10 protein-coding genes are annotated in these 12,086 nt (G+C 73.7%); 5 read left to right on the forward strand and 5 right to left on the reverse strand.

What is annotated here, in order from left to right:
* Positions 1-59: 59 nt before the first annotated feature.
* The 3 genes from OG370_RS03590 to OG370_RS03600 all read right to left on the reverse strand — a co-directional run bounded on the left by OG370_RS03590 (position 60) and on the right by OG370_RS03600 (position 3,330).
* Positions 60-1,481, reverse strand: coding sequence for an alkaline phosphatase family protein (locus tag OG370_RS03590; protein WP_328460499.1), 1,422 nt, complete (start codon positions 1,479-1,481; stop codon positions 60-62).
* Positions 1,478-2,509, reverse strand: a complete 1,032-nt coding sequence (locus OG370_RS03595; protein ID WP_328460501.1) for an acetylxylan esterase — start codon at positions 2,507-2,509, stop codon at positions 1,478-1,480. Before OG370_RS03595 ends, OG370_RS03590 begins: the two co-directional genes overlap by 4 nt.
* A 122-nt stretch (positions 2,510-2,631) precedes the next feature.
* Positions 2,632-3,330, reverse strand: a complete 699-nt coding sequence (locus OG370_RS03600) for a phosphonatase-like hydrolase (protein WP_328460503.1) — start codon at positions 3,328-3,330, stop codon at positions 2,632-2,634.
* Between the two features lie 322 nt (positions 3,331-3,652).
* On the opposite strand from OG370_RS03600, the gene OG370_RS41410 reads away from it, so the two are divergent.
* From OG370_RS41410 to OG370_RS03620, 5 genes are all read left to right on the forward strand, one after another.
* Entirely contained in the window at positions 3,653-3,871 is a 219-nt protein-coding gene (locus OG370_RS41410; RefSeq protein ID WP_443060607.1) for a GntR family transcriptional regulator, read from the forward strand.
* Positions 3,829-4,434 (forward strand): UTRA domain-containing protein, encoded by a 606-nt coding sequence (locus OG370_RS03605; RefSeq protein ID WP_443060608.1) that lies wholly within the window; start codon positions 3,829-3,831, stop codon positions 4,432-4,434. The genes OG370_RS41410 and OG370_RS03605 overlap by 43 nt, the downstream gene beginning before the upstream one ends.
* The gene (locus OG370_RS03610; RefSeq protein ID WP_328460507.1) at positions 4,431-6,392 is read left to right on the forward strand and encodes a heparinase II/III domain-containing protein; all 1,962 of its coding nucleotides are present in this window, start codon (positions 4,431-4,433) and stop codon (positions 6,390-6,392) included. The genes OG370_RS03605 and OG370_RS03610 overlap by 4 nt, the downstream gene beginning before the upstream one ends.
* Before the next feature lie 181 nt (positions 6,393-6,573).
* Positions 6,574-7,575 (forward strand): acetylxylan esterase, encoded by a 1,002-nt coding sequence (locus tag OG370_RS03615; RefSeq protein ID WP_328460509.1) that lies wholly within the window; start codon positions 6,574-6,576, stop codon positions 7,573-7,575.
* Positions 7,565-9,919 carry an FAD-dependent oxidoreductase gene (locus tag OG370_RS03620; RefSeq protein WP_328460511.1) on the forward strand — a complete coding sequence of 785 codons (2,355 nt, stop codon included), beginning with the start codon at positions 7,565-7,567 and terminating at the stop codon, positions 9,917-9,919. The genes OG370_RS03615 and OG370_RS03620 overlap by 11 nt, the downstream gene beginning before the upstream one ends.
* Before the next feature lie 534 nt (positions 9,920-10,453).
* Here OG370_RS03620 and OG370_RS03630 read toward each other — a convergent pair.
* Both OG370_RS03630 and OG370_RS03635 read right to left on the reverse strand, forming a co-directional pair.
* On the reverse strand, positions 10,454-11,281 hold the full coding sequence (locus OG370_RS03630; protein ID WP_328460513.1) for an alpha/beta fold hydrolase: 828 nt from the start codon (positions 11,279-11,281) through the stop codon (positions 10,454-10,456).
* Between the two features lie 13 nt (positions 11,282-11,294).
* Entirely contained in the window at positions 11,295-12,050 is a 756-nt protein-coding gene (locus OG370_RS03635) for a class I SAM-dependent methyltransferase (RefSeq protein WP_328460515.1), read from the reverse strand.
* Positions 12,051-12,086 lie beyond the last annotated feature (36 nt).

Below are 12,086 nucleotides of genomic sequence, written 5' to 3' on the forward strand. Positions count from 1 at the left end.
TCAAGGGGAAATGGGTCGTGTGAGTGGGTGGTGCGGAGGATGCCGGGGCCGGTGCCGTCTCAGGCGGTGGCCACGGCGATCTCGGGCGCGCTGATCGCCCAGTAGCCGCGGGTGCCGGGGTCGACCAGCCGCCAGGCGATCCGGACCTGGCCCGCGCCGTCGGGGCAGTGTCCGCTGAGCGTCAGCGGCGTGCTGAGCTGCGGCTCGGGCCGCAGCCGCAGCCAGAGCCGGTGGGTGCTGCCGTCGTCGAACTCGGCGTGCACGGTGGCGCCGAACTCGGGGATGGCGTTCCACAGGCGGTAGTGGCTCAGGAACGACACCGTGAACCGCGCCCCGGGGGTGACCGGGGTCCACGGCGAGCAGAGGGTGGAGTCGAAGTCGCCGGTGCCGCCCCAGCGCCGGGAGTCGGCGACGGCGATCATGTCCCGGCTGCGGACGAAGGAGCCCCGGCCCCGGCCGCCGTCCTCGCGTGCCCAGTCCTGCTGCCGGATCAGCCGCCATCCGCGGTATCCGGGATCGCCGCAGTCCGGGGTGCGCTCCAGCCGGGACCAGCCGGCCGGCACCTGCTCGGTCGAGGTCGCGCCCTCGGGGACGGCGACGGTGTCGAAGGGGTCCTGGCCGGGGGTGCCGATCGGGACGCCGTCCAGGCCCCACGCGGGGTCCACCGGGATCGCGAAGTGCCGCAGGACCGAGGGGACGATGTCCACCTGCCGCCAGGTGCGGGCGCGGGCGATGCCGGCGTCGATCCAGGAGGCACTCGCCGCGATCCACGCGGTCCTGGTGGTCTCCTCGTCGCCGCCGTGCAGGTCTCCGGTCTGGCCGTGGTCGGTGGCGACCAGGACCAGCCAGTCCTCCTCGGCGTGGGTCGGGCGGGCCCGCACGGCGGAGAGGATGTCGCCGATGTGGCCGTCGACCCGCTCGATCGCGGCGCCGTACGCGTCCGAGTCGGACCCGACGGCGTGACCGGTGGCGTCGACCTGATGGAAGTAGGCGTAGGCCAGGTCGAGTTCCCGGTCCTTCAGGGCGTGCACGAGGTCCCGGGTGGTGGCGGCGTCGTTGCGGACCGGGTCGCCCTCCTCCGGCTGGAGCCTGGTGGTGGCCGACGCGATCAGGAAGTCGTTGATCGGTGCCCAGTCCGCGCTGCTGAACGTCACCAGGTCCGGCCGCAGTTGGCCGATCCGGGTGAACAGCGGCGGGTACCGGGTGAGGTCGTGGCCGGCGAACTCGTTCTCGAACACCAGGTGCTTGTCCGGCCAGACCCCGGTGTGCAGGCTCGCGTGGCCGGGGCCGGACACCGGCAGCGTGAGGGCGGTGTCGGTGATGTGGGAGGGGGCCAGCACGCCGGCCTCGCCGACCGAGTCGATCGCCGGGGTACGCGCGGCCTTCAGCCGGTCGTAGCGCGTGCCGTCCACGACGATCAGCAGCGCCTTCGGGCGCCGGCCCGCGGTGGTCGGGTCCGCTACGGGTTGGGGGGTACTCATCCGTGGGATCTCCTCACGGCTTGGTGGACGAGCCGGGCGAAGAACTCCGCCTGGGCCGCGGTCTGGTAGTCCCCGCCGCCCTCGTGGCCGTTGTGTCCGTAGACGTTGATCGACTTCTCGACCGGACCCGCGGAGTGCGCGCCGTAGCGGTTGAACGCGGCGTACACCGAGGAGGGCGGGCAGGTGCGGTCCATCAGCCCGACCGAGAACAGGGCGGGGGCGCTCGCGCGTAGGCCGAGCAGCGCGCCGTCGAAGTAGGACAGGGTGCGGTAGACGGTCTCGGTCCGGTCCCGCCACGCCGCGAGGTACGCGGTCACCTCGTCGTAGGGCCGCCGGTCGGCCAGCGCGACCGCGCGGGGGAAGGCGCACAGGTACGGCACGTCGGCCGCGACGCCCAGCAGGTCCACGTCGACGTGCGCGGCCAGCGCGGCCGCGGCGAGGGCGATCCCGCCGCCCTGGCTGGCGCCGGTCACGATGATCCGGGCCGGGTCCACCAGTTCGGTGGCCGCGGCGGCCTGGAGCAGGCGGGCGGCGTCGGTGTAGAGGCGGCGGTAGAAGAAGGTCTCCGGGTCGGTGATCCCGAGCGTCAGGTAGCCCGGGGCGTGCGGCAGTCCCGCGGCCGCGTCCGGATCGGGGGTGCCGGCGCCGGGCCCGCCGGAGCCGCTGCCCTGGCCCCGGTTGTCCATGGAGAAGTGCGCGTATCCGGCCGTGGCCCACAGCAGGTCGGTGTGCGGGAAGCCCCGGCCGCGCGTGTGCCCGTGGTACTGCACGACCGCCGGCAGCGGGCCCGTCGCCCCCGCCGGCACGGTCAGCCACGCCTTGATCGGGGCGCCGCCGAATCCCGCGAAGGAGACGTCATAGGTGTCGACGAGCCGCCACGGCGTCTCCACCTCGGCGAGGGCGAGGTCCAGCGGAAGCGCGCGGGTGGCCGCGATCGTACGCTCCCAGAAGGCGTCGAAGTCCTCGGGCTCGGGGAGGTCGCCGAGGTAGCCGGCGAGTTCGGACGGTGGGAGGTCGAAGAGCGGCACGGGAGGGGCCTTTCACAGGGCTGAGCACGTCTCGGGCAGCGCCGGGAACGTCGGTACTGTCGGTACTGGGGAGGGAAACCGAGGAGGGGTGCGCCGCGCCGAGGACCACCGCGACGCGGCGGTCACACGAGGGCCCCGTCGTAGGCGTTGAGGAGGTCGGGCAGGTCCGCCACGCTGCCGAGGACGTGCGTGTGGGGCACGGTCGCGAAGTCCGCGTCGGTGTGGGTGCCGGTCCGCACCCCCGCCACCACTGCCGCACCCGCGCGGTGCCCGGCCAGCAGGTCGCTGGTCGTGTCACCGACGGCGGCGAGTCGGGTGACGGACTCGGTGCCGGTGCGCAGGAGCGCGGTGAGCAGCATGTCCGGGTAGGGGCGGCCGCGGCCGGCGTCGACCGGCGACAGGGCGAGGGTGACCAGGTCGCGCCAGCCCAGCTCGTCGAGGATCTGATCGCGGGTGGCCGGGGAGAAGCCGGTGGTCAGGACGACCTGGCGGCCGGCGGCGCGCATCCGCTCGATGGCGTCGGCCGCGCCCGGCAGCGGAGCGACGCCGTTCTCGGCCACGGAGCGCGCGTACGCCTGCTCGAACGCCTGGTTCGCGCGGGCGGCACGGTCCTCGTCGCCCCGGGTCAGCACCCGGAAGACCGCGATCTTCGACTGGCCCATGGTCTCCAGCGCGTAGGCGACCGCAGCGGCGTGCTCGGGGCTCCCCGGGGTGAACCCGGCCACGGGCAGCGCCTCGTGGAAGGCCGCGAGAACAGCGCCGCCGTCCTCGACGGTCGTGCCGGCCATGTCGAGGCAGACCAGCTGTACGGATTCGGGCATGGTTGTCCTTCGCTAGGGATGGTGCCGAGGTGACCGGACTGCGGTCACGGCCGCCGGGCTCCCCGCGGGCCTGCGCCGACCTGCCGTGCGCGCTCCGATCCGGTACGCGAGCGAGGGCCGGGACAACCCGGGGAGTCCGCTCGGCCTTCTCATTTCGAGCTTCGAGCTTGGCAGAACTCTCGCAGCCCACTCGGGAACGCGTCAATGACTTGTACGTACAAGACATCCGCTGTTCACCTGGGCGGACCCTTGGGCGAGTTGGACACCAGCTCGCGATCTGGACGAATCCACCTGCGCTCGGCGATCCGCGGCCCGCTGTGTCATGACACCCCGACCGACTCCGAGGCCCCGCCGCCCGCACACACGACCACGCGAACACACCTGTACCGTCAGGTGCGTGAGGGAGCCCTTGCACAGCGCCATCGCGGCCCGGTTGTGCAGGCGCGTCCGAAGCGGCGAGGACCAGGTCGGCGATCATCTGCCGTCGGAGGCCGAGCTGTGCGCGGAGTTCTCGACCTCGCGCCGGGGACTCCCCTGCTGAGGAAACGACGCCTGACCGTCGACGCGCCGGGCGTGCCGATCGAGTGGTCCGAGGACCGCTACCGGTCGGACGTGGCCACGGTGACCGTCAACAACACCCGAGGGGCGCGGTCGGCGAGGCGGCTCCAGCTCCTCGCTCCCGGTGCCCGGTGCCCGGTGCCCGGCTCCCGGCTCCCGGCTCCCGGCTCCCGGCTCCCGGCTCCCGGCTCCCGGCTCCCGGCTCCCGATCGCCAACTCCTCACTCCGCGAACGGAGTCGGACCAGGCTCGGGGCCGACGCCTCCCCCGTGCACGTACCGGGACCGTCTCCTCCGAAGCATTCATGGCCCGAACTTGTTATAAGCGACGGGCAGGAATCAACCACTTGTACGTACATGTAGCGCGGGGCCGAGGTGGCGGGTGCCGACGGCCGGGTCCAGTGGTGTCGGCGGGGCCGGCGCCTCGATGCGCAGAAAGCGCTCTCGAAATATGCGCACCCGCCGCTCGCCGTAGACCGTTTCCGTGCTGGGCCATTGACATAAGAAACCGCTTTCTCCTAGCGTTCCGGGACGAGGAGACTCCATGACCCCCGACTGGCCCGAGGTCGTCCGACGTGTCGACGACCACGCATGGGCGCGCGACATCACCGACCACGTCCGTGCGGACTTCGACCGCTGGCAGCCCGGCCTCGTCATCCCCGGTCCCGCCACCCCGACGGCCTGGACCCACCACTACTTCTGCGACGACGACGGCTCCGCCCTCACCTTCGCCCCGGACTCCCCGCACCGGCACGTCTGCGCCTCGTGCGGGCGGGTCTACCGCGGCGAACCGTGGGACGGCGCCTGGCGGACCACCGTGCACAACTGCGTGGCGGCGCAGGCCCAGCGCGCCGCACTGCTGCTGCGCCTGTCACCCGAACCCGCACAGCGCGAGCGGGCCCGGGCCGCACTGGAGCGGATCTTCGCGACGTACACCCGCGACTACCTCGACTACCAGCCGCACGGCGTGCACGCCGGCCGGGGGCGGGTGCAGCCGCAGTCGCTGGACGAGGCGGTCTGGGCGGTCCTGCTGCTGCGCGCGCTGCGCTGGGCCGGGCCGGACGCGCTCGGCGCGGGCACCCGCGCCGCGCTGCCGCGGTTCGCCCGGGCGGTGGCGGACCTGCTGCGCCCCCAGATCTCCGCGATCCACAACATCCACTGCTGGCTGCTGGCCGCGGTGGCCGAATGCGCGGCGCTGCTGGCCGACCGGGAACTGCTCGACTGGTGCCGGGACGGCGAGTTCGGCGCCCGGGCCCAGATCGCCCGGGGCTTCCACGCCGAGGGCCTGTGGTTCGAGTCGAACGCCCACTACCACTACTACGCCGTCGCGGCACTGCTGTCGTATCGCGAGGCGACCGGCCTCGACGGCCTGGACGAGGACTCCGCCGCCCGCCTGTCCCGCGCCGTCAGCGCCCCGCCCCAACTGGCCTACTCCGACAGCCGGTTGCCCGCCTACGGCGACGGGTGGCCCGACTGCTGGACCGCGGACTTCGCCCCGCACGCGGAAGCCGCCTGGACGCTGCTGCCCGAGCGGCCGGTGGACCCCGCGCCGTACTATCGCGTGCCGCGGCCGGGGCCGGTGCAGTTGTGGGCCGGTGCCGACCTGCCAGGTGGCGTCGGCGTGCTCGGCCCGCGCCGCTCGGTGGCGGCCCTGGTCTTCGGACCGGACGAGCTGCCGACCCCGCCCGGCGACGAAGAACGGTCCCTGGTCTGGCCGGAGGCCGGGGTGGCGCTGCTGCGCTCGGACCGCGCCCGGCTGACCCTGCGGTTCGGCCCGGACGGCGGATGGCACGACCACCGCGACAAGCTCGCCGTCGACGCCGAGACCGCGGGCGGCTGGCAGAGCCTGGACCTGGGCACCAGCGGCTACGGCGCCCGCTTCACCGCCTGGATGCGCTCCCCCGTCGCCCACAACCTGATGATCTGCGACGGGCGGCGCCAGCCGGCCCACACCGGCCGGCTGCTGCACGCCTCCGAGCACCGGGTGTCGGCGCAGTCCGCCTGGGACGGCCACACCCTGCGCCGCACGCTCGAACTGGCCGACGACGGCTGGACGGACGTCTTCGAGACCGAGGCGCCCGCCACCGGCCTGCTGGAGTGGGTCTTCCACGGCGACGGCGCGTTCGCGCCCGGCGCCGGGCACCCCGCCCTGCTCACCGACGACGGCCCGGACCAGGACACTTCGGACCAGGCCGCCCTGGACCAGGACGCCGGCTCGGCATCCACCGCCACCGGCGGCAGCCCCCGGGAGCCGGAGCACGACACCGGCCACGGCTGGCTGCGCGAGGTCCGCCGGCTGCCCGTTCCCGCCGACCGCCGGCTGACCGGTGCGTGGGACGCCGCCGGGTCGCCCGTGCTCGAACTCGACGTACCGCAGGGCTTCGTGGCGTACGCGGCCGTCGCCGACGGCAACCCGACCGGGCTGCCGCTCGGCGTGGTGCTGCTGCGCGGCCGCGCCCGACGAGCCCGGATCGAGGCCCGCTTCCGCCTGCCCGACCGGCCCTGATCCGCCGCCCCGCGCACCCGTGTCCGCCCGCCTCGGCGAGCCCGGCTCCCGCCTGGGCCGCGCCGCCCAGCCGCCACCTGCCACCACGTACCGACACCTCCCCGCCATCTGCCACCGCGTGCCACCCCGGCACCCTGCTCCGCCGACCGACAGCACACCGACCCACCACAGAGAGCCACTGATGTCGCGATTCGACCTGCCGCTGGAAGAACTCCGAAGCTACCGGCCCGACCTGCCCGCGCCCGACGACTTCGACGCGTTCTGGGACGGCACGCTGCAAGAGGCCCGCGCGTCCGCGATCGACGCGCGGTTCACGCCGGTCGAGCTGCCGCTGCCCGGCGTGGAGGTGCTCGACGCGACGTTCGCCGGGTTCGGCGGCCACCCGGTGAAGGGCTGGCTGGTGCTGCCGGCCGGCGGCGGCGAACCGCTGCCGACGGTGGTGAAGTACATCGGGTACAACGGCGGGCGCGGCCTGCCGCACGAGCATCTGCTCTGGGCCGCGGCCGGGTTCGCCTGCTTCGTGATGGACACCCGCGGCCAGGGCAGCGGCGGGTCGGTCGGCGACACCCCTGACCCGGTGGGCAGCACCCCCGCCCAGCCCGGCCAGATGACCCGCGGGATCGGCGACCGGCACGGCTACTACTACCGGCGGGTCTTCACCGACGCGGTCCGGGCGGTGGAAGCCGCGCGCAGCCACCCGAGGGTGGACGCCTCGCGGGTGGCGGTGGCCGGCGGCAGCCAGGGCGGCGGCATCACCCTGGCCGTCGCGGGACTCGTCCCCGACCTGGCGGCGGTCGCCGTGGACGTGCCGTTCCTGTGCCACTTCGAGCGGGCCGTCAGCCTCACCGACCGCGACCCCTACCGCGAGGTGGCCCGCTACCTGCGCGCCCACCGCGACCACACCGAGCAGGTCTTCCGCACCCTGTCGTACTTCGACGGGGTCCACTTCGCCGCGCGCGCCACCGCCCCGGCGCTGTTCTCCGTCGGCCTGGAGGACCAGACCTGCCCGCCCTCGACGGTCTTCGCGGCCTTCAACGCCTACCGCGGCACCGACAAGAGCATCGAGGTCTACCCCTTCAACGACCACGAGGGCGGCGGCCCCTTCCAGTCGCTGCGCCAACTCCACTGGCTGCCCTCGCGGTTCGCGCCCACCACCGGAACGGAGACCGGCCGTGCTCGCTGAGGAACGCCGCTACGACGTCGTGGTGGTCGGCGGCGGCCTGGCCGGGGTGTGCGCGGCGGTGGCCGCGGCGCGGCTGGGCCGTACGGTCGCGCTGGTGCACAACCGGCCCGTGCTGGGCGGCAATTCCAGCAGCGAGGTACGGGTCTGGGTGTGCGGGGCGACCGCACACGGTGTGCAGCGCTACGCGCGCGAGACCGGCATCATGGGCGAGCTCTACACCGAGAACCAGTACCGCAACCCCGAGGGCAACCCGCACTACTGGGACCAGGTCGTCCTCGACGCGGTCCTCGCCGAGCCCCTGATCGACCTCCACCTCAACACCGACGTACGCGAGGTGGAGGCCACCGGCCCGGACGACGTCCGCCACGTCCACGCCGTGACCGGCTGGACGATGGGCGCGGAGCGCACCACGGTCTTCCGTGGCCGGCAGTTCCTGGACTGCACCGGCGACGGGCTGATCGGGCATCTGGCCGGCGCCCGCTACCGGATCGGGCGGGAGGCGCGGGCCGAGTACGGGGAGAGCTGGGCGCCGGAGACCGCCGACCGGGCGCTGCTGGGCTCCACGATCCTCTTCTCCACCCGCGACGCCGGCCGGCCGGTGAAGTTCGTGCCCCCGTCGTACGCCAAGGACCTGTCCACGACGCCGATCCTGCGCAACCGGGTGCTGCGCACCGGCGACAACGGCTGCGACTACTGGTGGATCGAGTGGGGCGGCGAGCTGGACACCGTCCACGACAACGAGCGCATCCGCGACGAACTCCAGTCGGTGGTCATGGGCATCTGGGACCACATCAAGAACTCCGGGCAGTTCGACGCCGACACCCTCACCCTGGAGTGGGTCGGCGCGCTGCCCGGCAAGCGGGAGTACCGGCGCTTCGTCGGTGACCACACCCTCACCCAGCAGGACATCCTCGACCAGCGGCAGTTCGACGACCGGGTCGCCTTCGGCGGCTGGTCCATCGACCTGCACCCCGTGCAGGGAATGTACGCCGAGGAGCCCGGCGCCAGGCAGCGCTACGCCGACGGCGTCTTCCACATCCCGCTGCGCTGCCTGTACTCGGTGAACGTCGACAACCTGCTGCTCGCCGGCCGGAACATCTCCGCCACCCACATCGCCTTCGGCGCCACCCGGGTGATGGCGACCTGCGCGACGCTGGGCGAGGCCGCCGGCACCGCGGCGGCCCTGTGCGCGGAACACCAGGTCACACCCCGCCAACTCGCCACCGAGAAAGTCGAGTTGGTCACCCGCACCCTGCTGCGGCAGGACGCCTCCGTGATCGGCGCCCGGAACACCGACCCCGCCGACCTCGCCCGCGCCGCCCGCGTCACCGCCTCCTCCACCCAGGACACCCTCGGCGCCCCGCCCCCCGGCGCGCCGACCGAGCCCGGCACGCGGACGGAGCCTGACGCGCGAACGGAGCCCTACCCGCTCACCCGTGACGTGGCGCTCCTGCTGCCCGTCGATCCGGCGCTGGACTCGATCGACCTGCTGGTCCGGACCGGGAACCCCCAAGGGGCCACGCTCACCGTTGAGTTGTGGGGCACCGGCCTGCCGGAGAACGGGGTGCCGGTGGACCGTATCGCCGCCACCACCGTGCCGGTCGGGCCCGGCGACCCGCACTGGGCCACCGCGGTCTTCGCGTATCGACCGGAGCACCCGGGGAACGTCGTCGTCATCGTCCGCGCCTGCCCGGACGCGGAGTTGCACCTGTGGGACGGGCGGGTCGACGGCGTGCTCTCGCTGCGCCGCAGGGCCGAGGGCGACCCGGGCGTGGACCACGACATCCCCGAGGAGGAGGGGCAGCGGGTGCTCGAATGGTCCGCCCGCGAACTGCGCCGCCGCTCCTTCTGCTTCCGCGCCGAGCCGGCCACCGCCGCGTTCGCCCCGGACAAGGCCGTCGGCGGCTATCAACGCCCTTACGGCGGGCCCCAGATGTGGTCCTCCGCCCGTTTGCCCGACCCCGCCGACCACGCCGATGCCGTCGACCACGCCGACCCCACGACCGCCGCCGGCGAGTGGCTGCAACTCGCATGGGACGAGCCCCAGGAACTGGGCAGCGTCCACGTGGTCCTCGACGACGACGTGGACGAGTACCTCAACAACCTGCACCGGCACCGCACACCGTTCGAGATCATGCCGGAACTCGTGAGCGACTACCGCGTCCAGGTCCGGGACGAGGACGGGGAGTGGCGGACCTGCGTCACCGTCAGCGCCAACCGCCGCCGCCACCGCGTTCACCGCCTCCCGGAGCCGGTGCGCACCGGCGCGCTGCGCATCGCCGTGGACGGCGTCCACGGCGCACCGCACGCCCACATCGTCGCCGTCCGCGCCTACCGGCCGTAACCCGGCGCCTTCGGGAGGAGCCGCGTACCGATGCCCGCGCCGGAAGCCACCGCCGGCGCGGGCCGGACCCTGTGGGACGGCGACGGCACGCACCCTGCCCGTCGGTATGTTGGGGGGTGCTGCCGACAGCCTCGCCGGGTTCATGCTCGGACGGTGGGGCGGACCACGATCTCGCTCACGTCGATGAGGTCGGGCCGCTCGATCGCGCAACCGATGGCGGAGGGCGGGATGGCACGTTGCCCGGAATCCGAGAAGGGAGCGGCGACCGTCGATGGCCGACAGTGCACAGCGCCCGTTGCGAGCCGACGCGCGGCGCAACAGGGCCAAGATCCACGCGGCCGCGGTGCGCGTGTTCGCCGAGGAGGAGCCGGACGCGCCCCTGGAGCCCATCGCCAAACAGGCGGGCCGACCAGTTCGGCCAGGCCGGGCACCGGGTCGAGCCGCTGGAGCGCGGCCGGGTCGGTGACGGTCTCGTGGGAGCCGACCCGGCGTAGCGCCTCCTCCTTCGCCGGGTCGCCGGTCAGCGCGTGCCGGTCAGGCGAGGAAGTGCAGGAGGGCCGCGGTGAGTTCGGCCGGGGCGTCCTCCTGGACCAGGTGGCCGGCGCCCGGGAGCAGGTGCAACTCGGCGGCGGGGATGCGCGATGCCAGCTCGTGGGCCTTGGCGACGGGAATCCAGGTGTCGTCCTCGCCCCAGCAGACCAGGACGGGGAGGGCGAGGGCGCCGTAGCGCGGCTGGAGCTCGTCGGTGAAGCGCTGGTCGGCCTGGGCGGTCTGGCGGTAGAAGGCCGGCTGACCGTCGGCACCGAGCCACGGTGCGACCCGGCGGTCGAGGGTCGCCGGGTGGAGCCCCGGGCTGCTCGCCGAGCCGACGTACTCGCGGACGAGCGCCCGGTGCAGGTCGGGTGGCAACTGTTCGAAGACCTCGGCGTGCGCGCCGACCAGGCGGAAGAACGGTGAGCCCCAAGGCGCCAGGGCGACCGGATCGACCAGGGCGAGCCGCTGATAGCGCGCGCCGTGCAGCAGATGCGCGCGCAGGGCGACGGCTCCGCCGAAGTCGTGGGCCACCACGCGGGGTTCGGCCAGGCCCCAGTGCGCCAGCAGCTCGGTGAAGACCCGGCCCTGGGCGGCCAGCGAGACGTCCTGCCCGTCGAACTTCGCGGAGGCACCGTAGCCGGGCATGTCCCAGACGTACACCTGGTGACGCGCGGCGAGCGCGCGGGCGACGGCGCGCCAGACGTAGGAGGAGAAGGGCGTGCCGTGCGGCAGCACCACCGGCTCGGCCGCCGGATCACCGAACCGTTCCCAACGCACCTCGCCCGACGCGCTGTCGAAGGTTCTGCCGAGTTCCCAGTCGAGAGCCATGCCCATGCTTCCCTTACGCAGCGTGTGACGCGGCGTGCGGACCGCGGGCCCGCAGCCGGTGGTGCAGGAGGGTGGTACCCGGGACGTCCTGGACGGACACCGCTGCCAGGCCTGCCTCCGCCGCAAGGCGCTCGAAACCCGAGCGGGTGTACCAGTGGATCACCCAGGGCCGGTCCACGACGGTGCTCTCCCCGTCGCCGTGCCGCTCGTAGCGCAGCAACGTCGTCTGCGTCCGCGCGTCGTCGTCGCGTTCCTCGGACACCACCGACACGCGCAACTCCGCACCGTCGTCCGCCACGGCGGTGCGCAGCCGGCCGATGTCCTCGGCGGGCGTGGGGGTCGGGACGAACAGCGGCACCAGGGCGGTGCCTCCCTCGGCGAGGTGCGCACGGATGCCCCGGAGCGCGGCCGACGCGGCCCGGTCGTCGGGAAGGAGGTTGAACGTCGGCCCGGCGAGGAAGATCGCACGATAGCGGCGCGGCAGGTCGAGCGCCTCCATCCGCTGATGGTGCACGACCACGTCGACGCCCTGCTCCCGCGCCCTGCGACGGCACCGGTCCAGCATGTCCGCCGAGGAGTCGACCCCCTCCACGTCCAAGCCGCGCCCGCGCAGATCGAGCAGCGGATCACCGTCACCGCACCCCAGTTCCAGCGCCGGCGAGCCCGCCTCCCGCACGAACGCCGCGGACGACTCCGGGTCCTGGACGGCCGACCTCAGCGGCCCGTAGATCTCCGCGACGATGCCGGTGTAAAAGTCAGCTGCCTCCACCCCGGCACCCTACGTTTCCCCGCGCCCCCGCCTCCA

Origin of the sequence: Streptomyces sp. NBC_00448, assembly GCF_036014115.1 — a bacterium.
In the GTDB taxonomy this organism is placed as follows: domain Bacteria; phylum Actinomycetota; class Actinomycetes; order Streptomycetales; family Streptomycetaceae; genus Actinacidiphila.

What these genes read in the sequence shown, in the direction of transcription:
- OG370_RS03590 (WP_328460499.1), bottom strand. Translation starts at nt 1,481, where the DNA reads ATGAGTACCCCCCAACCCGTAGCGGACCCGACCACCGCGGGCCGGCGC.
- OG370_RS03600 (WP_328460503.1), bottom strand. Translation starts at nt 3,330, where the DNA reads ATGCCCGAATCCGTACAGCTGGTCTGCCTCGACATGGCCGGCACGACC.
- OG370_RS41410 (WP_443060607.1), top strand. Translation starts at nt 3,653, where the DNA reads ATGACACCCCGACCGACTCCGAGGCCCCGCCGCCCGCACACACGACCA.
- OG370_RS03610 (WP_328460507.1), top strand. Translation starts at nt 4,431, where the DNA reads ATGACCCCCGACTGGCCCGAGGTCGTCCGACGTGTCGACGACCACGCA.
- OG370_RS03615 (WP_328460509.1), top strand. Translation starts at nt 6,574, where the DNA reads ATGTCGCGATTCGACCTGCCGCTGGAAGAACTCCGAAGCTACCGGCCC.
- OG370_RS03630 (WP_328460513.1), bottom strand. Translation starts at nt 11,281, where the DNA reads ATGGCTCTCGACTGGGAACTCGGCAGAACCTTCGACAGCGCGTCGGGC.